The sequence below is a fragment of the Prosthecobacter sp. genome (genome assembly GCF_044232965.1).
GTDB lineage: Bacteria > Verrucomicrobiota > Verrucomicrobiia > Verrucomicrobiales > Verrucomicrobiaceae > Prosthecobacter.
Genome location: NZ_JBIIKX010000096.1, coordinates 1 through 19,373, shown reverse-complemented (window position 1 = coordinate 19,373; position 19,373 = coordinate 1). Strand labels below are relative to the sequence as shown.

General features: G+C 61.3%; 12 protein-coding genes. All 12 read left to right on the top strand.

Annotation, left to right across the window (positions count from 1 at the left end):
* On the top strand, positions 1 to 542 hold a 542-nt coding region (locus ACILSI_RS24455; protein ID WP_395724547.1), incomplete at its 5' end, for a sialidase family protein.
* 47 nt (positions 543 to 589) lie between these two features.
* Positions 590 to 3,787 (top strand): DUF4838 domain-containing protein, encoded by a 3,198-nt coding sequence (locus ACILSI_RS24450; protein ID WP_395724546.1) that lies wholly within the window; start codon positions 590 to 592, stop codon positions 3,785 to 3,787.
* Complete coding sequence (locus tag ACILSI_RS24445; RefSeq protein ID WP_395724545.1) at positions 3,784 to 5,148, top strand: amidohydrolase; 1,365 nt, start codon at positions 3,784 to 3,786, stop codon at positions 5,146 to 5,148. Before ACILSI_RS24450 ends, ACILSI_RS24445 begins: the two co-directional genes overlap by 4 nt.
* A 90-nt stretch (positions 5,149 to 5,238) precedes the next feature.
* The gene (locus ACILSI_RS24440; protein ID WP_395724544.1) at positions 5,239 to 8,532 is read left to right on the top strand and encodes a hypothetical protein; all 3,294 of its coding nucleotides are present in this window, start codon (positions 5,239 to 5,241) and stop codon (positions 8,530 to 8,532) included.
* Positions 8,533 to 8,553: 21 nt separating this feature from the next.
* Complete coding sequence (locus ACILSI_RS24435; protein ID WP_395724543.1) at positions 8,554 to 9,987, top strand: Gfo/Idh/MocA family protein; 1,434 nt, start codon at positions 8,554 to 8,556, stop codon at positions 9,985 to 9,987.
* Positions 9,988 to 10,006: 19 nt separating this feature from the next.
* Positions 10,007 to 11,254, top strand: a complete 1,248-nt coding sequence (locus ACILSI_RS24430; protein WP_395724542.1) for an alpha/beta hydrolase family protein — start codon at positions 10,007 to 10,009, stop codon at positions 11,252 to 11,254.
* A 21-nt stretch (positions 11,255 to 11,275) separates the two neighbouring features.
* A complete protein-coding gene (locus ACILSI_RS24425; protein WP_395724541.1) occupies positions 11,276 to 12,592 on the top strand; it encodes an MFS transporter in 1,317 nt (438 codons plus the stop codon).
* Positions 12,589 to 12,978, top strand: a complete 390-nt coding sequence (locus tag ACILSI_RS24420; RefSeq protein WP_395724540.1) for a RidA family protein — start codon at positions 12,589 to 12,591, stop codon at positions 12,976 to 12,978. Before ACILSI_RS24425 ends, ACILSI_RS24420 begins: the two co-directional genes overlap by 4 nt.
* A 25-nt stretch (positions 12,979 to 13,003) precedes the next feature.
* Positions 13,004 to 14,344, top strand: a complete 1,341-nt coding sequence (locus tag ACILSI_RS24415; protein ID WP_395724539.1) for an aspartate aminotransferase family protein — start codon at positions 13,004 to 13,006, stop codon at positions 14,342 to 14,344.
* Between the two features lie 31 nt (positions 14,345 to 14,375).
* Positions 14,376 to 15,482 carry a lactonase family protein gene (locus tag ACILSI_RS24410; RefSeq protein WP_395724538.1) on the top strand — a complete coding sequence of 369 codons (1,107 nt, stop codon included), beginning with the start codon at positions 14,376 to 14,378 and terminating at the stop codon, positions 15,480 to 15,482.
* A gap of 88 nt (positions 15,483 to 15,570) precedes the next feature.
* Positions 15,571 to 18,444: a PQQ-dependent sugar dehydrogenase gene (locus ACILSI_RS24405; RefSeq protein ID WP_395724537.1), complete on the top strand. Its 2,874-nt coding sequence runs from the start codon at positions 15,571 to 15,573 to the stop codon at positions 18,442 to 18,444.
* Between the two features lie 23 nt (positions 18,445 to 18,467).
* Positions 18,468 to 19,316 carry a M15 family metallopeptidase gene (locus ACILSI_RS24400; RefSeq protein WP_395724536.1) on the top strand — a complete coding sequence of 283 codons (849 nt, stop codon included), beginning with the start codon at positions 18,468 to 18,470 and terminating at the stop codon, positions 19,314 to 19,316.
* Positions 19,317 to 19,373: the final 57 nt, after the last annotated feature.

Here is a 19,373-nt window from a genome sequence, read left to right as displayed (position 1 = left end):
GGATCTACTCAGACGACGATGGGACGACATGGCAGGAGTCGGCAAGCTGGTGGGCCTTGCCCATGCGTAGCGGCACGGGCTTGCAGGAGCCGGGCATCGTCGAACTCGCGGATGGTTCGCTCTTTTCATGGGGTCGCACGGATCAGGGCGCGCAGCAGGGCTTCCGCTCCACGGATGATGGCAAGACGTGGACGCCGCCCGAGCCGACGAAGCTGCAATCGCCCGTGTCGCCTGCGAGCATCCGGCGCATTCCCGGCAGCAATGATCTGCTCGCACTCTACAATGACCACTCGGGCAAGTTCCCATTTCCGAAAGGCAAACGCACTCCGCTGGTGGCAGCGATCTCCAGCGATGGCGGCAAGACGTGGCCGGTGCGCAAGTTGATCGAGGGCGATCCCGATGGCTGGTATTGCTACACGGCCATCCATTTCGTCGGCGACACCGTGCTGCTCGGTCACTGTGCCGGTGACAGCAAATTGGGCACGTATCTCGGCACCCTTCGCATCCGGCGCATCAGCCTCGACTGGCTGCGTCAGCCTTGAGGAAGCAAAAGCCTCCACCTCAGTTGCTCCGGCTCGACACTCACTCCATGAATCCCACCAAAGCCTTCACGCTCTCACTGCTGCTGCTTTCCGCCACGCTGCACGCTGCTGACACCTTCCTCGTCGAGAACGGCCAGCCGCGCGCCGAGATCATCATCGCGGAGAAGCCGCAACGCACCGTGCGGCTCGCGGCGCAGGAGTTGCGGGACTACATCGAGAAGATCTCGGGAGCGAAATTGGCCATCGTTACCGCGCCGAGCGGCAAGGGTTTGGCGAAGCTCTTCGTCGGGGCCAGTGCTCAGTCGCCGATCAAGGTCGATGGACTTCAAGACGGTGCCTACCGCATCGCGTCGGGTGCTGACTGGCTGGCGCTGATTGGCGATGACACCGAGTTCACGCCGATCGAACCATGGGCAAAAAACAATGCGGAAATCGTGAACGGCAAAGCACAGGCCGAGTGGGAGAAGATCACGGGCGCGACCTGGGGCTTGCCGAACATCCTCATCTACAAGAGCCGCTTCACCCTGCCTGGCGACATCGGACGACCCACGGCACAGACTGGCGAGAAGCCGGTGCCGCTTCAGCTCTGGGACCAGGATGAGCGTGGCTCGTTTAATGCGGTGAATGGCTTCCTGCATCGCCTCGGGGTGCGCTGGTATATGCCGGGCGAGTTGGGCGAGGTGCTGCCGAGCATGAAGTCGATCCCGCTGCCGAAGATCGACGAAACCGTGCGGCCCGACATGCCGCAGCGGCGCTTCAGTTATCACGGCGGCGTGCATGGCCGCGACACGTCGATGTGGTTCATGCGGCTCGGCGTGCGTGATCCGTATGGCATCCAGGATGCCCACGGGCTCGATACCATGACGAGTCGTGCGGAAGTCTTCGCCGCGCATCCCGATTGGTTCGCGATGTATGGCGGCAAGCGGCGCTTCAACCTGAGAGAGAACAACCAGTTGTGCTACTCCAACGAGGAACTCTTCCAGGAGACGGTGCGCTACGTCCGCGCCCAGTTCGATCACTTCAAGATGAGCATGGTCTCGGTGATGCCGCCGGATGGCTACACCGCGATCTGCCAGTGTCCCTTGTGCGCGGGCAAGGACTCGCCCGAGCGCGAGCAGCGCGGTCTCGCCTCGGACTATGTCTGGGGCTTCGTCAATCGCGTGGCAAAGGAGGTCGGCAAGACGCACCCGGACGGCAAGGTGCTCAACTGTGCCTACGGCATCTATTCGCTGCCGCCGCTGAAGATCGACAAGCTCGAGCCCAATGTCGTCGTCTCCATCGTCGGCGGGCGTTTGCCGCGAAACAACAAGCCGGAGCAGCAGGAGGAGTGTCGCAAACTCCGCGACGCCTGGGTGGCGAAGACGCACAATCCGCTCATCAACTTCGAGAACTATCCCTTCGTCGATCGCGGCTGGTATCTGCCCGCGTTCACGCCGCACGCGATGGGCGAGAGCATCAATGCGACCAAGGGCATCTCGCAGGGTGAAGACATTTCTTTAACCGTGCGGCAAGATCCCGACACCTCCGGCATCGGCTTCAATCACTTCCAAGTCTATTTCACCGCGCGGATGTTTTGGGGCGGGAAGAATGCGGACGTGGACGCGATGTTCCGCGAATACTGCCACCTTTTCTACCGTCCTGCGGAGCAGCAGATGCGCGCCTTCTTTGAATACTGCGAAGCCAACTGGCAGGAGATGGAGAAGGACAAAGCCAAAGCGGATCGCGCGCTGGAACTCTTCGCCACCGCCAAGTCAAAGGCTGATGCATCGAGCGTCTATGGCAAACGCATCGCCCTCATCGACGACTTCCTCAAGGGCCTGCGCAGCAAGAGCCAGCAACTCGGTAAAGTGCGCGGCCCGTTGCCTGTCCTGCGGCTCGTCGGCACCGCGCCGGGCAAGATTGTGGTCGATGGCAAGCTCGACGAAGAGGCGTGGACCAACGCTTTCCCTTCCGCCACCGTGCGCCTGCGCGAGCTGCAAACCGGACGCCAGCCCACCTTTGGCACCACCGTGAAGTCGGCCTGGTTCGGCAACGATCTCTACTTCGCGATCCGTTGCGACGAGCATCCCGGCGAGAAATTGAACATCGGCACCACGCGCAAGGACGACGGCGCGCTCTGGTATGGCGACGCCGTCGAGGTGCTCATCGAAACGGAAGCGCACTCGTATTATCAGATCGCCATCAGCCCGAGCGGCGCTGTCGTTGACCTGGATCGCGGCACCTCGCATGACAAGTGCTTCAGTTGGGACTCAGAGGCTCAAGTCGCCACTCATCTGGCGAATGATCATTGGATCATCGAAATGCGCATCCCCATCACGCAGGATGAAAACGATCCGCTGCACCAAGTCATCGGCCGCAAGCCCGACAAGAGCCTGCCCTGGCACATCAACGTCTGCCGCCAGCGCATCCGCGAGGACGGCTCGGAATACTCCGCCTTCTCGCCGACGGGCACCGACGGCTTCCACGAGGTGCTGAAGTTTGCGACCTTCTACGACGGCAACAGCTTCGAGTTTGATCATGGCCTGCCCGACGCCGATTTCCTCGAATCCACGCGCATCGCCGCCGACTTCGCGCGCACCGGCAAGCGCGAGGAAGCGCTCGCCGCTTACACCGCCGCCGCCGAAGGCAAGGTCACCGACCTGCAAAAGTCCCACGCGCTCGAACTCGCCGCCGGCTATGCCCGCGGTCTCCGCAAGCTGGACCTTGCCGATCCACTCACCGCGCGCATTCCCATCGAAGCCGTGAAGAAAGCGGCGCTCATGCAAAACCTGCTCGATCAAAGCAAAGCCCCGCAAGTGATCGCGCAGTTTGGCAAAGAAGAAATCGGAGCCTGGCCGTTCTGGAAACGCGGCGACGGCTACCTCGCGCGGGGTCGCGCTTACGCCATCACCAAAGCCGGTAAAGAAGCCGAGGCCGACCTGCTCCATGCCCTCGAATGGACGGGCGACTCGCGCCTTCGCGACAGCATCCGGCAAGCGCTTGGCAGCAATCGCGAGAACAACCTCAACGATGACAGCGCTGCCTTGACCGCCTATCACGAGATCATCGATCCCGCCAGGCAACTCGGCAGCTCCGACCAGTTCTACGCTGTCCAAGGCATCGCCCGCATCCTCGTGAAACGCGGGCAGTTTGACGAAGCCCTGAAGACCCTGAACCGAGCCGAACCCAACAAGCTGCAAGGCGTATGGAAGACGAACATCCTCAAGTCCATCGAAGAAGTGAACAAGGCGCGGAACAAACCATGAAACTCATCCTCACACACCCTTTTTGTCCGCACTCCACCACGCCACGCATGAAGCACCTCGTCTCCGCACTCCTCGCTCTTTGCCTTCTCGCCGCGCACGCCAGTGCCGCGGATGTCGCGGCCCTTGCGACTGAGGATCTACCTTCACTCGTCACGCTCTACCAGGAGCTGCACGCTCATCCTGAACTCTCGCTGCACGAGGAACAGACGGCGGCTCGCATCGCGAAGGAACTGCGCGGTGCCGGGCTCGAAGTCACGGAGAAGGTCGGCGGACATGGTCTGGTCGGCATTCTGAAAAATGGCGCTGGCCCCGTTATCCTTGTGCGCACGGACCTCGATGCCTTGCCTGTCAAAGAACAGACCGGAGCCGCCTATGCGAGCACCCGGATCGTGAAGGATGTCCAGGGGATCGATGTGCCGGTGATGCACGCCTGCGGGCACGACATTCACATGGCCTGCTTCGTCGGCACGGCGCGTGCGATGGGGCGGCTGCGGGAGCAATGGAGCGGCACGCTCGTGATGATCGGCCAGCCGGCGGAGGAGCGCGTCATCGGTGCGCGGCTGATGCTCCGTGCGGGATTGTATGACCGTTTTCCAAAGCCCGACAAAGCCGTGGCGCTGCACTGCCAGCCTGACCTCGCGCATGGGCGCATCGGACTGCGTGAAGGCCACGCGGCGGCGAACGTGGACACGCTGGAGATTGTCGTGCGCGGCGTCGGCGCGCACGGCGCGCAGCCCCACACGGGGAAGGACCCCATCCTTCTCGCCTCGCAGATCGTCGTCGCTTTGCAAAGCATCGTCAGCCGCGAGGTGAAGCCGGGGGATCCCGCCGTGGTCACCGTGGGCAGCTTTCATGGCGGCACGAAGGCGAACATCATCCCGGATGAAGTGCGCATGCAGCTCACGCTGCGCTCTTACAAGACGGAGACGCGCGAGCAACTCATCGCGGCCATCAAGCGCATCACCCGCAGCCTCGCCGAAGCCGCCGGGATGCCTGCGGAGAAGATGCCGGAGGTCATCGTCACCGAGGAAAGCACTGCATCGCTCTACAATACGCCCGAACTCGTCAGCGAAGTGCGCCGCAGCCTGGAGTCCGTCGTCGGCGCTGAGAATCTTGTCACCGTTGACCCCACGATGGGCGGCGAGGACTTCGCGGAGTTTGGCATCACGAAAGAGAAAGTGCCGCTGTGCATGTTCCGCCTCGGCACGCAGTCGCCTGAGGACATCGCCAAGGCAAAAGCCGAAGGCAAGCCGCGCCCTTCGCTGCATTCCCCTTTCTTCAAACCCGTGCCCGAACCCACCATCCGCACCGGCGTGCAAGCGATGACCACCGTGCTGCTCGACCTCCTGCGGAAACGATGATCATCCGCACGGCCGCATCAGCCTCGACTGGCTGCGGCAGCCGTAAACTCGACTCCATCTTTCGCATTCGATTCCACCGAAACCAGACTCATGAAAATCACACTGCTCCTGCTCCTCCTCTCCGCCACCCTGCACGCCACGGAGTTCTTCGTGAACAAGCAGGGCCTCGACTCGAATGCGGGCACGAGTCGCGCGGCGGCGTTCCTCACGATTCAGAAGGGCGTGGATGCTTTGCAGCCGGGAGACACGCTCTCCATCGGTCGCGGCGAGTATGCGGAGGCGGTCGCGAGGAAGGGGCTCGGCAGCGCGGAGAAGGAAACGGTCATTCGCGCGGAGATTCCGGGCACGGTGCTGCTGCGTGGTGATGTGGATGCGCCGGTGTTCAAGCCGGTGCCTGGAACGCGCCAGACTTTCGCAGCGGATTTCAAGGTTTCGGTGCAGGCGGTGTATGAGGTCGATACCTGGTCGCGGCTCGGGGAGTGCGCGACATTGGCCGAGGTGGAGTTTCAGCCGGGCAGCTACTTTTATGATGCCGCTGCGGGGCGGCTTTATGTTTCGAGCACGGACTTGCGCCCGGCTGTGCATCATCGTTACAGCGTGCCGATATTGGGTCGGCATGGTTTAGAGTTGGAGAAGCCGGTGCGGGTGGTGCTGGATGGCATCGCGGTGCGCGGGTGCGAGAGCAGCGGGATGGCTGACTCGCGGACCTTGTTTGGAAATTGGGGCATTATCTTTCTTGGTGCCCGCGACTGCATCATCCGCGATTGCACGGCTTTCCTGAATGGCGGCGGCATCTGTATCGCCAGTGAGGGCGAAGGGGGCAATCTGGTCGAGGGCTGCACGGGCTATGGCAACAGTTCGCCACACAACAGCTCCGAGTGCGCGGGTGTGATGCTGTATCAAAGCAAAAATGACGTGGCGCGTAACTGCGTGGGCTATCGCTCCATCGGCGTGGGTGTGCGGATCTACGGGCTTTCGGCTGAGCATGGTTTGCTCGATCACTGCCTGGGCTGGGGCAATGAAGGTCCGGATGTCGGCATCAAATCAGGCCGGGCAGAGACTTGCGCAACGAAGAACTCGGTGGGTCTCGGATACTTTCCGGTGCTCAATGTCTCGAACTCCATCCTCGGCAGCCAGAACATCTATGTGCCTGACGAAAAGATCACCAAAGACAACATCCACCTCAAAACCGAGCGACTGCATCTCGAGCAGGAGTTTGCGGACCCGCTGAACTTCGATTTCCGGCTGCAATCGACCTCCACGATGCGCAACTCCGCACCAGATGTAAAAGATCGCGGGCCGTTTCCCTACCAAGCCAATGTGTTTTTCGTGAAGCCGACGGGCGATGACACGGCGGATGGCCTCTCGGTAACGGCGGCGTGGAAAACGCTGGCCCGCGCCGTGCAACAGGTGCGCCCCGGTGACACAGTGTATTTGGAGCCGGGTGTCTATGCGGGGCGCGTGACGATCCGCGCGGGAAAGGCAGGCGCAGCGCCGGTGGCATGGCGCGGCCGGGGAACCGGCAGGGTCGTCATCGCCGATAATCTCCACATTGAAAACAGCGCCGGGGTCGAGTTCGAGCGGCTGCATTTCTTAGGAACGGTCACCGCCAGCGCCAGCGCGAGCCTGCGTTTTCACAACTGCCGCTTCACCGGCAGGGACATCAGCCTGTCTGCCGGCAAGGTCGCGGCTTTAAAGGTCACACACTGCGAGTTCACCGGGTTTGCCCGGGCCGCGCTGCTTTTGGACGAATGCCAGCAAGTGCACCTCAGCAGCAATCTCTATGACAACCTGACCTCCCCCGCAGTTGAGATCAGCGGCGGCGCGTCTGCGATCCGATACAGCGACTACCACAGCTACGCCGACGCGGCACACGCCTGGAAAGTCGGCGACGGCGTGATGTCCCTGGTCCAGGTCCAGCAGACTCAGGACAGCTACTCGCGCGCGATCCAGCCGACCTTTGCGGTCGAAGAAAGCACGGCTTACTTGAGCAATCCCGCGTCTTTTATGGGATTTGGAGCACTCGGGCAGAGCATCGGGTTTCATCAGGACCGCATGTCGAACACGCTGGAGATGACCGCGCCGGTGCTGCACTCGGTGGGCACGACGACGGCGAATATCGAATGGCTCGTCACCCGCGGTGCCGCGTGCGAAGTGGCCTGGGGTGACACGCCGGAGTGCGCGAATCGCGTGAAGTTCCACGTCGGTGTCACCACCGACAATCACCGGAGCTTCAGCCTGACGGGCTTGCAGCCGGGCAAAACGTATTATTTCCGCATCGTCGCCATCTCTGCGGCGAATCCCTTTGATGGCAAAGGCAAGCCGGAGGTCATCGATCCGCAATACGGCGCGATCTCCTTCACCACCGAGCGCGAGCAACCCGCCGCGAAAACCTACTACGTGGCGACCGATGGCGATGACGCAAACTCCGGCCTGGAGCGGAGCCGGGCATGGCGCACCGTCGGCCACGCGGCCTCCCGCATCAGCGCGGGCGACACCGTCTTCATCGCTGGCGGCACCTATTCCGAAAAAGTGCGGGTGCGCGTGTCCGGCGACAAGGAACTGCCCATCAAGTTCAAGTCCATCCCGGGAGAAAAAGTCATTTTTGACGGCAACGAACGCCGTCTCGATGCCGCCTGGGTCATCAACGGCAAAACGAACATCGAGCTGGACGGTTTTTATTTCCGCCAATTCGGCCTGCAAGGCGGCGGCAACAGCGGTTCGCGCGTGGTGAATGTAAGCCACGGTACCGATGTCAGCATCCGCCGCTGCATGTGGGACGGCTATGGCAAAGGCTACGCGCCGGGCTTTGTCTGCGCGTGGAACAGCGAAAATCTGCGCATCTCGAACTGCGTCATCGCCCGTGGTTTCGATGGTCTGGAAGTCACGAGTTGCCCCGGCTTTGTCCTCGAGCACAATGTCTTCGTCGGCAACCTCATCCAGGCCACCAAACTCGCCACCCCGGCCACGGTAAGGAACAACATTTTCTGCGACAGCATCCCATCGAAGGTCAAAGTGCCTCTGCAGCAGTATGGCACCCAGAACGGCATCGAGGATCGCAACAACTGCTACTTCCTCCGCGCTCCCGATGAAGATCGTCAGCTCTTCTGGGTGCTCGGTTTTTCTGAAGGCGGCAAAAACCTCGGCCACACTCGCATGAGTCTGGCGGACTACGATCGGCGCGTCCGCCCCACGGGTTCGATCATCGCTGATCCGCAGTTTCCCGTGATCCAGAAACTCGATCCTGCCAAAGTCGCTCCGTTTCCCATCGACTCGATCAACCGCACATTCGACTTCCAGGAAGTCTTCGCCACGAATCCCGAAGTCGTAAAGCGTGGCATGGGCCTGCAACCGGAAGCGTTCGCGGACATGATCAAAAAGTAGAAAGCGCCCACCATGACAAACATGACCAGAACCATCCGCCGCACTTTCATCAAAACCTCCGCCATGGCCGCTGCTGGCATCGGATTGTCACCGCGTTCATGGGCGCAGGTCCGTGGCGCGAATGACGATGTTCGCTTCGGTGTCGTGGGTTTCAGGGGGCGGGGACGCTCACACATCACCGACATTCTGGCGGTCAAGGGAGCGCGTATCGTGGCGCTTTGTGACGTGGATCAAACGGTGCTGGATGCCGAGGCCCAGAAGCTCAAAGACCTCGGTCACACCATCAGGACCTACTCGGATGTGCGACAGATGCTTGAGAGCACGGAAATCGACGCCATTTCCACGGCCACACCGAACCATTGGCATGCTCCGATCACCATCTGGGCATGTCAGGCGGGCAAGGATGTCTATGTCGAGAAGCCGGTGTCTCACAACATCTGGGAAGGCCAGCAAATGATCGAGACAGCGCGCAAGCACCGCCGCATTGTTCAGAGTGGCACGCAGAGTCGTTCCCATAGCGGCATACAGGAAGCCGTCGCCTGGGTTCACGCGGGGAATTTGGGTAAGATCACGCTGGCACGTGGTCTCTGCTACAAGCGGCGGCCCAGCATCGGCAAAGTCACCGGACCGCAAGCCGTCCCCGCCCACATCAACTACGAGCTGTGGACTGGGCCAGCGCCGATGCAGCCTTTGATGCGAAAGGAACTGCACTACGACTGGCATTGGGTGTGGGAGACCGGCAATGGCGACCTTGGTAACCAGGGCATCCACCACATGGATATTGCGCGGTGGTTTCTCGGCGAAAAAGACCTCGCGCCTCATGTGTTCAGCATCGGCGGACGTGTCGGCTACCTCGACGATGGTGCCACGCCTAACACCCAGCTCATTCACCATGCCTATGCCGCCGCACCGCTCATCTTTGAAGTGCGCGGACTGCCCGCAAAGGCGGGTCGCGAGCCGATGGACTCGCTGCTGGGCGTATCCGTCGGCAACGTGATTCACTGCGAGCATGGCTTTCTGCTGCTCAGCATTGATGGCTCCATCGCGGCCTATGATCAAAGCGGGCGCATCCTGCGCACTTTCACGGGCATCTACCAGAACCATCACGCCAATTTCGTGAAGGCCATCCGCAGCCGCCAGGCAAGCGACCTCACTGCCGACATCAGTGAAGGACACATCTCCAGTTCGCTGTGTCACGTCGCAAACATTTCCCACCGGCTCGGACAACAGGCGGCTCAGGCCGAGATTCGCGAGAGGATCAAAGGCAACCAGGACACCACCGACGCCTACGAACGGATGCTGGCGCATCTGGATGCCAATGGAGTGGATACCCGTAAGGACAAGCTCATCCTCGGCGTTGCCCTCAGCCTTGATCAGAAAACACAGCGCTTTGTGGGCAATGACCGCGCCAACGCCCTGCAAACACGGACCTACCGAGCGCCATTCGACCTTTGAACCCAGGCACTTTCGACCCATGAATACCCGCCGCCATTTCATTGCCACGGTTGCCGCATCCGCTGCGGCGTCATCGCCCATCGGTGCGCTCGCCGCAGAATCGAAAGCCGCGCCGAAGAACAGCACCTCGCTTTCGGGGAGGAACGGACCGGAGTTTGGATCCGTGAATGCGGTGATCCAGAAGCTCAAAGGCGGGCCGGATTTGCCGTTGTCGTTTCTGCATCGCGATCACCACGACCTCGCTGCATGGAAAGCCAAGGGACGCGCGAAGATGCTAGAGCTGCTTCAATACGCGCCCGCGAAGTGCGACCCGAACGCGGAGGTCGTCTCGCGCAAGGACTGCGGCGATTACATCCGCGAGGAAGTGCGCTTCAACACCACGCCGGTTTTTCGCGTGCCAGCGACCGTCCTGATTCCCAAGAACGCCAAGCTGCCCGCGCCTGCCGTCGTCGCGCTGCATTCACACGGCGGCTACTACATGTGGGGCCGCGAGCGCGAGGTCGAGACCAGCGAAGCGATTCATCCGACGCTCAAAGAAATGCGCGAGCGCGGCTACGGCGGCAAGGCCTACGGCATCGAGCTGGTGCGGCGCGGCTACGTGGTCATCGCCATTGACATGTTCTACTGGGGCGAGCGCCGCATGGTGCTCGACGATGATCCGCCGGAGTGGAAAGCGCGGTCGCTCACACTCAGCGATGAGGACGTGAAGGCCTATCACACCCGCTGCAACCGCGATGAGGAGTTCATGGCGAGGACCCTGTATTGCGCCGGCGTGAGTTGGGCGGGAATCATCGCGTGGGACGACATCCGCACCGTGGACTACCTCATCACGCGGCCGGATGTGGACCCGAGCCGCATCGCCTGCGTCGGCCAAAGTGTCGGCGGCCTGCGCAGCTCCTATCTCGCCGCGCTGGACGATCGCATCAAGGCGGCCGTCGTGAGCAGTTGGATGTGCTCATTTCCCAATCAGCTCGCGGCTCACATCCGCGGCATCGGCTTCACCAAAATCATCCCAGGCATGTATCACCACATGGATCATCCCGACATCGCCTCGCTCGCGATGCCGAAGCCGCTCATGGTCATCAACGGCTCGCAAGACCGCCTCTTCGAACTCGCCGGCGTCCACGCCGCGCACGAAAAGATCGCCCAGTGCTACGCCAAAGCCGGCGTGCCCGAGCACTTCAAGAGCATCATCGAAGACGCACCGCATCAGTTCAACGCCGAGCGCCAGGCGGATGCGTGGGCGTGGTTTGAGAAGTGGGTTTGATTTAATGCACTCGCACCATTCATGACTCATCCCACCACCCCCACGACCATCCGCCACCGCATCATCGGCGTGACGATGCTGATGGCGTTCATTTTGTATCTCGACCGGATCTGCATGGGCGAGATCGTAAAGTCGGTGTCGTTCAACCATGACCTCAAGCTCACGGATGAACAAATCGGGCATGTCCTGGGCTCGTTCTTCTTCATGTATGCGCTGTTCCAGGTGCCCGCTGGTTGGGCGAGTGATCGCTTTGGCGCGCGCCCGATGCTGACGATCTACATCGTGCTGTGGTCGCTGTTCACGGCGATGACGGGCTTTGTCACGGGCTTCGCGGGTCTGCTCGTGGCACGTTTGCTGTGCGGGGTCGCGGAGGCGGGGGCTTATCCGACGTCGATGGCGTTGATTCGCAAATGGATCCCGCTCACGGGTCGCGCACGGGCCAGTGGCATGGTCGCGCTCGGTGGTCGCATCGGCGGCACGCTCGCTCCGTTTTTGACCATCTGGATGATCGTGACGATGGGCAATTGGCGCACGTCATTGTGGATTGATGCCGCTGTCGGTCTCGTCATCGCGGCGATCTTCTGGAAGATGGTGCGCTCGAATCCGCATGAGCATCCGCAGGTCAACGCGGCGGAGTTGGAGTTGATCGGCAGGCCGCAGGGCGAGAAATCGTTGAGCGGTCGTGAGCTCCTGAGCGCTCTCTGGAGCTTCACCAAAAGCCGCAGCCTGTGGTGCAACTCTGCCGCGCAGATGCTGCAAAACATCGGCTGGGGATTTCTCGTGACCTGGCTGCCGACTTACCTCGTCAAAGAGCGCGGTGTGGGCGAGATCGAAGGCGGCAAGATGCTCACCTACGTGCTCGCGTTCGGCATGTTGGGACAAATCGCGGGCGGCTATTACTGCGACTGGGCCACGCGGCGCTTTGGCCTGCGCTGGGGTCGCTTGCTGCCGATGACTAGCTCGATGTTCGTCTGCGCGGCGGCTTATATGTGTTGTCCGTTCGTCGAATCGACCTGGACGCTCGTTGCCTGCTGCGCGGTCGTTTCTTTTTGCACCGATCTCGCCAATCCCGCGCTCTGGGCCTTCATGGGCGACGTGGGTGGACGCGCCACCGCCGCCGCCGGAGGTTGGGGGAACATGTGGGGCAACTTTGGTGCCAGCGCCGGTGCCTTGCTCATCCCCTGGCTGATGAAGATCGGCGGCGGCGATGGCAAGACGCTCGTCTTCTTCACACTCGCCGGAGCCTTCGTCCTCGCCGGCCTCATCGTTCTGCCGATGGACGCAACGAAGAAGCTCATCGCCGATGAACCCGCCGATCTGAATCCTGCATCAACATGAACAACCCACTCGTCTCCTACCCACAACTCCCCGACACACCCACGTCGCACCTGCCCTTCAGCCCATGCGTCGTCGTTGGCGACCTCATCTTCGTCTCCGGCCAAGCTTCCGTGGACAAAGAAGGCAACATCGTCACCGACACGTTTGAAGGTGAGTTCCGCCGCAGCATGGAAAACGTGCGCCTCGTGCTGGAGGCCGCCGGTAGCGATCTCGCGCACGTCGTGCAGACGCGAAACTACGTCCGCGATGCCGCGAACCTGCCGCTCTACAACCAGCTTTACCGCGAATATTTCCCCCAGCCCGCGCCCGCCCGCACCACCATCACCGACTGCCTGCCGCCCGATTTGAAATACGAAGTCGAAGCGGTCGCTGTGCGACAGAAGTAGTCCCACCCGCTTTATGCATCCCATCATGAACGACCGTTACGCCACCTCCCGCCGCCTTTATGAGCGGGCCGTCAAATCCATCGCCGCTGGAGTGAACAGCGGCATCCGCAAAATGGAGCAGCCGGTGCCGCTCTATTTTCAGCACGGCAGCGGCTCGCGCGTGTGGGATGTGGATGGCAACAAATACATCGACTTCCAGATCGGTCAGGGCGCGTTGCTTTATGGGCACGCACCGGCGGGGATGGCAGCGGCCATTGCCGCACAGGCGAAACTCGGCACGCATTGGGCCGCGCAGTGTGAGTTGGAGATTGAGGTGGCCGAGCGGATTCAAGCGATGGTGCCAGGGGCCGAGCGCGTGCGCTTTAACAACTCGGCTACCGAGGTCGTGCTCTCGGCGCTGCGGCTCGCACGAGCGCACACCGGGCGACCGCTCATTCTGAAATTTGAGGGCGCTTACCATGGCTGGGCAGATGAGGGACTCGTTGGTTTCGCGCCGCCGCCGGATCGATGGGGCGACTCTGAAAGCCCTACTCGACTGCATCCCAGCCAGGGCGTGATCCCGGAGGTGCTCGATACTTTCGTCGTGGCCCGTTGGAATGATCACGAGCATCTGCGACGCAAAGTCACTGAGTTCAAAGGTCAGATCGCGGCGATCATCTTTGAGCCGATCATGTGCAACACCTGCTGCATGGAGCCAGTGCCCGGCATGATCGAGACGATCCGCGAACTTTGCGACAGCGAAGGCATGCTCATGATTGCCGATGAAACCATCACCGGCTTTCGCGTCGCTCCTGGCGGCGCACAACAGGCGCTCGGCTTCGTCCCAGATATCACCATCCTCGGCAAAGCGGTCGGTGGCGGGCTGCCCTTTGCGGCACTCGCAGGCAAGGCATCAGCGATGCAAAAGATCATCGATGGCACCGTCGTCCACGCGGGCACGCTCAATGGGAATCCGCTCTGTCTTGCCGCCAGCAAGTGGTGTCTCGATCATGTGAAATCGCTCGGAGACCAGCATCCGCGCGTCGCTACGGCGCTCGGACAACAGTTGATGACGGGGCTGCGTGACTTAGCCGATCAGCATGACATTCCGCTCCGCCCGCAGGGGCCTGGGCCAGCCTTCCATGCTGTCATGCTCAAGCCCGGAGCAGCCGAAGGCCCAATCAAAGACTACCGCGACTATGTGAGCCGGCAGGATTCCACGCGCTGGGCGCATCTGCGGCGCTGCCTGCTCGATCACGGCGTGCGCGCCATCGAGCGCGGCCTGTGGTTCATCAGTCTCGCGCATTCTGAAAATGATATTCGTGACGCACTTGCCAAATCCGCCCCGGCCTTTGCCCAACATGCTCGCGAATGGAAACCCGTCTAAATGAACCACCTCTCCACCTCTTCACCAAACCATGCGCACTCTCCTTCTCACCTTGCTCGCCTCCATGTCTGCCTCAGCTGCTGAACCGCTCGTTTTCGTTTCCGCTTTCGCCTCGGGTGAAAAGGCTGGGATTCATGCGTTTGGCTTCGATTCGGAAAAAGGCACGCTGAAGCCGCTGAAACGCACCACGGGCGTGCAGAAGCCGTTTTTCATCGCGCTTTCACCCGACCGGCGATTTTTGTATTCCATCGATGAGTTCGGCGGGAAGGACAATTTCGTCGCCGCGTTTGCCATCGAGGGCCGTGGGGGAGATTTGCGAGCGCTCAATCGTCATAACTCTCGCGGCACGGCCGCGTGCTATGTCGATGTCGATCCCACGGGCAAATCGGTGATCGTCGCGAACTACAGCAGTGGCAACGTCGCCTCGCTGCCGGTGAAGAGTGATGGCTCGCTGGGGGAGGCGGTTTCGTTTTTTCAGCATAGAGGATCAGGTGGTGATCCCGAGCGGCAGAAAGGGCCGAACGCGCATTGTTTCGTCGTCAGTCCCGATGGCAAACACGCCCTCGCTGCCGATCTCGGCATCGACAAGGTCATGATCTACGCGCTCGACGCCGCCACCGCGAAACTCGTGCCGAATGCCGCGCAACCCTTTGCCAAGCTCGCGCCCGGCAGTGGCCCGCGTCATCTGGTGTTTCACCCCGGCGGCAAGCTCGTCTATGTCATCAGCGAACTGGCCAACACCGTCACCGTCTTCGACTGGAACGCCGCCGACGGCACGCTGAAGGAGAAGCAAACCATCGCCACACTGCCGAAAGATTTCACCGGCAAGAGCGCCACCGCTGATTTGAAAATCACGCCCGATGGCAAGCACCTCTACGGCACCAATCGCGGTCACGACAGCCTCGCCAGCTACCGCATCGCCGAGGACGGCACGCTCACGCTGCTGGCGATCGAGCCCAGCGGCGGCAAAGGCCCGCAAAACCTCCTTATCAGTCCGGACGGCCGCTGGCTGCTGTGTGCCAACATGCCCGGCAACAACGTCGTCGTATTCAAAATCGATTCCGCCAGCGGCAGCATCACGCCCCACGGAACCCCCGTCGAGGTGCCGATGGCCTCGTGCCTCCGCTGGATGGAGTGACGGGACGGGGAGTCCTGAAACAAGGCAAAAGGATTTTCAGGTAGAAAAATGGATTTCACTTTTTTTCCTTCCAAAACCAAAGCCACCCATGCGTTACCTCCTCATCCTTCACCTGACTTGCCTCGCGGCCTTCGCGCAGGAGCGCGTGCCGTGGACGACCTCGCGCATCCAAGGCACGCCGGAGCCGCCGCCGCCTTATGTGGTCGAGCGTCTTTACCCTAGGCTTACTTTCAAGAATCCGCTCGACATCAAATCACTGCCCGGCAGTGACAGACTGGTGGTGCTGGAGGAAGGCGGGCGGATGCTTTCATTCGTTCCGGGTGCGAGTGTCGAGAAAGCGGATCTCTTCGGCGAACTCGCGGCCTTTGATCCGGAGATCACGTCCTCGTATGCGCTCACGTTTCATCCGCGCTTCACGGAGAATCGCTTCGTCTTCACATGGGCCAATTTCGATCTCAAGGGTGCGGGCAATCGCGAGAACGGCACTCGCATCGTGCGCTTCCGTGTGACTGATGAATCACCGCCGAAAGTCGATCTCAGCAGTGCCAAGGTCATCATCTCCTGGCGCGCCGGAGGTCACAATGGCGGCAATCTGCGCTTCGGTCCCGATGGCATGCTCTACATTTCCACGGGCGACGCCACGAGGCCGGACCCGCCGGATAGCTTCGTCACTGGGCAGGACATCAGCGACTTGCTATCGAGCGTGCTGCGCATTGACGTGGATCATCCCGAGGCAGGTCGCGCTTATAGCATCCCGATGGACAATCCTTTCGTCGGTGGGCCGAAAGCGCGCGGTGAAGTGTGGGCCTACGGGCTGCGCAATCCTTGGCGCATGAGTTTCAATCCGAAGAATGAGGAGCTGTTCGTGGGCGATGTCGGCTGGGAGTTGTGGGAGATGATTTATCGCATCCAGCGCGGTGGCAACTACGGCTGGAGCATTACCGAGGGGAGCAAGCAAGACGTGCGGCCGGATCGCCTGCGCGGCCCATCGCCGATCCTGCCGCCGCTCGTCGCGCATTCGCATGAAGAAGCGGCGAGCATCACCGGCGGCGAGTTTTATCACGGCGAAAAGCTGCCTGAGTTGAAGGGCGCGTATCTCTACGGTGACTGGCAGATGGGCACCTTCTGGTCGCTGCGCAATGAAGGCGAAAAGGTCACCGAGCATCGCGAACTGGCGCGCAGCTCGCTCATGCCAGCGGGCTTCGGCATCGATCAGGAGGGTGAGTTGATCATTGCAGACCACAGCGGCGGCGGCCTGTGGCGACTGGCGAGAAATCCGCGCTCCGGGAAGAACTCCGACTTTCCGCGAAAGCTCAGCGAAACCGGACTCTTTACCGATACGCTAAAGCAATCACTCGCGCCCGGTGTGCTGCCGTATGAGATCAATGCGCCGCGCTGGGCCGATCACGCGGTCGCGCAACGCTGGGCTGCATTTTCAGATCAATCCGGCGTCACCGTCGCCAGTGAATCCAAGGGCGTGGTGCTGCGTGGCCACTGGGGATTCCCTGCGGGAGCCGTGCTCGCAAAGACTTACTCGCTCGACATGGAACGTGGCAATCCCGCCACACGTCGCAGGATTGAAACACAGATCCTGCACTACGACGGCAGCCTCTGGGGCACCTATAGCTATCGGTGGAACGCCGAACAAACCGACGCCGAACTCGTGCCGAAACAAGGCGACGAAACGACGTTCACCGTGAAGGACAAAGCCGCGCCGGGCGGCGTGATGCAACAGCGCTGGCGCTTCTACAGCCGCAGTGAATGCGCCCGCTGTCACACGCTGATGAATGATTTCGCACAAGGCTTCAGCGCACTGCAACTCGACCGCACGACGCCGCAGGACAAAGGCGATCAACTCGATGCCTTCATACGCCTCGGCCTCACGCCCGCAGAGCCGCGACTCGCCGATCCACATGGCACCGTGGGCAGTGTGGAGGTCCGCGCACGCAGTTACCTGCACGTCAATTGCAGCGTCTGTCATCGTTTCAACAGCGGCGGTGGTGTGCCCAGTTTCATGAACATCAATGCGCCGCTCAAAGACGCCAGACTCATCGACGCCAAACCCGTGCAAGGCGATCTCGGCCTTCCCGATGCGCGCGTCATCGCCAGCGGTGATCCCGCGCGCAGTGTGCTGCTCTATCGCATGGCTACTGCGGGTCGCGGTCACATGCCTTACCTCGGCAGTCACCTTGTCGATGATCGCGGACTGCTCGTCGTGCGCGATTGGATCGCCAGCATGGGCAACAAGGCACCCGACCTCACCGCCGCCACCATCTCGCAGCGCCAAGCCGAAGAACAAGCGGTCACCCAACTCAAAGCAGGCGACAGCACGCAACTCGACCAACTACTCGCCACCAACAGCGGCGCACTCAGCGTGCTCCTCGCCATCCTCGACGACAAACTCAGCGCCGACATCCGCACCCAAGCCATCGCCAAAGGCAGCGTCCTCACCGAGCCGCTGCGCCGCGATTTGTTCGAGCGATTCCTCCCCGAATCCCAACGCCGCAAAGTCCTCGGCCCCGACATCAAACCCGCCACTTTGCTTGCCTTGAAAGGCGATGCGACACGCGGCAAGACCTTGTTCTCAGGCATCTGCATCGCCTGTCATCGCGCCAACGGAGTCGGCACCGACTTCGGTCCCGACCTCAGCCACATCGGCACCAAGTGGAACCGCGCAGCCATGCTGGAGCAGATCCTCACCCCGTCGAAGGTCATCGAGCCGCAATGGCAACTCACCACCATCGAACTCAAGACCGGTGACAGCAAAGCCGGCTTCATCACCGCCCGCAGCGACACCGAACTGACACTCAAAATGGCTGGTGGCCTCACCGAAAAAATCGCCACCACCCAAATCGCCAAGACCATCACTACCCCCGTCTCCACGATGCCCGATGGCCTCCTGCAAACCCTCACCGCCCAGGAAGCCGCCGACCTGCTCGAGTATCTCGATTCGCTCAAATAGCCCACTTCAATTCCGAAACCACAATGATGACCTCCACCAACAACGAAGCCGCACGCCGTGCGTATTGGACCGAACAAATGGAAGCGGGCTATGCCATCGTGGAGAAGCTCATCGCCTTTCCGGTGAACGAGTGTGGCGAGAGATTTGCGTCATTGCGGGATGCTGTTTCGGACGGTGGAGTGGAGATGCTGTTCTCGACCAGCAAGATCGCGGGTGAACTGGATCGCGTCTATTTCATGCGTGAGAGCCTCGTGCGTGATGTCGTCACCATCGGTCGCGAGATGAATGAGCGAGGGTGGATTTTGACGATCGAGGACTGCTTCCGCACCCTGGACATGCAGCGGCAGTTGGTGCGCAAGCCATCGGTCTTCGACACCGTGCTCAAGAAGACGATCTGGGAACTCGGTGGTGAGATTCCATCGCCCGAGATGATGTTCCGCCGCGCCATCGTGCTCACGGCGAACATGCCTAAGATCGGCGCGCACATGTCCGGCTCCGCCATCGACATCTCGGTCTTCAATCGCGACGACGGCACGGAGGTCTGGCGCGGTTATCCATATCTCGAAATGAGCGAGTGCACGCCCATGCGCTCGCCCTTCGTCGCGCCCGAGGTTATCGCCACGCGACTCGAAATCGCCGCCATGATGGAAAAGCACGGCTTCATCCCCTTCCCCTTTGAGTTCTGGCACTTCGACAAAGATGATGCCGGAATGCATATCCTCACTGGAAACCCCGCGCCGTGTCGATTTGGGCCGGTGAACTGGGATCCGAGCACGAATGAGGTGACGCCGGTCGATGATCCGCTCGCGCTGCTCAATCCGCTGTCAGTGATCGAGAGCGAGATCGCGGCGGCCTTGGAGAGGGTGGCGTAGAGTGGTCCGCTCAAACGACCTGGAAGGATCGTTCCACCAGTTCACGAAACACCTTCA

Bases quoted from the DNA above. Each gene is read 5' to 3' on its own strand.
- ACILSI_RS24405 (WP_395724537.1), top strand. From the start codon at position 15,571: ATGCGTTACCTCCTCATCCTTCACCTGACTTGCCTCGCGGCCTTCGCG.
- ACILSI_RS24415 (WP_395724539.1), top strand. From the start codon at position 13,004: ATGAACGACCGTTACGCCACCTCCCGCCGCCTTTATGAGCGGGCCGTC.
- ACILSI_RS24430 (WP_395724542.1), top strand. From the start codon at position 10,007: ATGAATACCCGCCGCCATTTCATTGCCACGGTTGCCGCATCCGCTGCG.
- ACILSI_RS24400 (WP_395724536.1), top strand. From the start codon at position 18,468: ATGATGACCTCCACCAACAACGAAGCCGCACGCCGTGCGTATTGGACC.
- ACILSI_RS24435 (WP_395724543.1), top strand. From the start codon at position 8,554: ATGACCAGAACCATCCGCCGCACTTTCATCAAAACCTCCGCCATGGCC.
- ACILSI_RS24425 (WP_395724541.1), top strand. From the start codon at position 11,276: ATGACTCATCCCACCACCCCCACGACCATCCGCCACCGCATCATCGGC.
- ACILSI_RS24445 (WP_395724545.1), top strand. From the start codon at position 3,784: ATGAAACTCATCCTCACACACCCTTTTTGTCCGCACTCCACCACGCCA.
- ACILSI_RS24410 (WP_395724538.1), top strand. From the start codon at position 14,376: ATGCGCACTCTCCTTCTCACCTTGCTCGCCTCCATGTCTGCCTCAGCT.
- ACILSI_RS24450 (WP_395724546.1), top strand. From the start codon at position 590: ATGAATCCCACCAAAGCCTTCACGCTCTCACTGCTGCTGCTTTCCGCC.
- ACILSI_RS24440 (WP_395724544.1), top strand. From the start codon at position 5,239: ATGAAAATCACACTGCTCCTGCTCCTCCTCTCCGCCACCCTGCACGCC.
- ACILSI_RS24420 (WP_395724540.1), top strand. From the start codon at position 12,589: ATGAACAACCCACTCGTCTCCTACCCACAACTCCCCGACACACCCACG.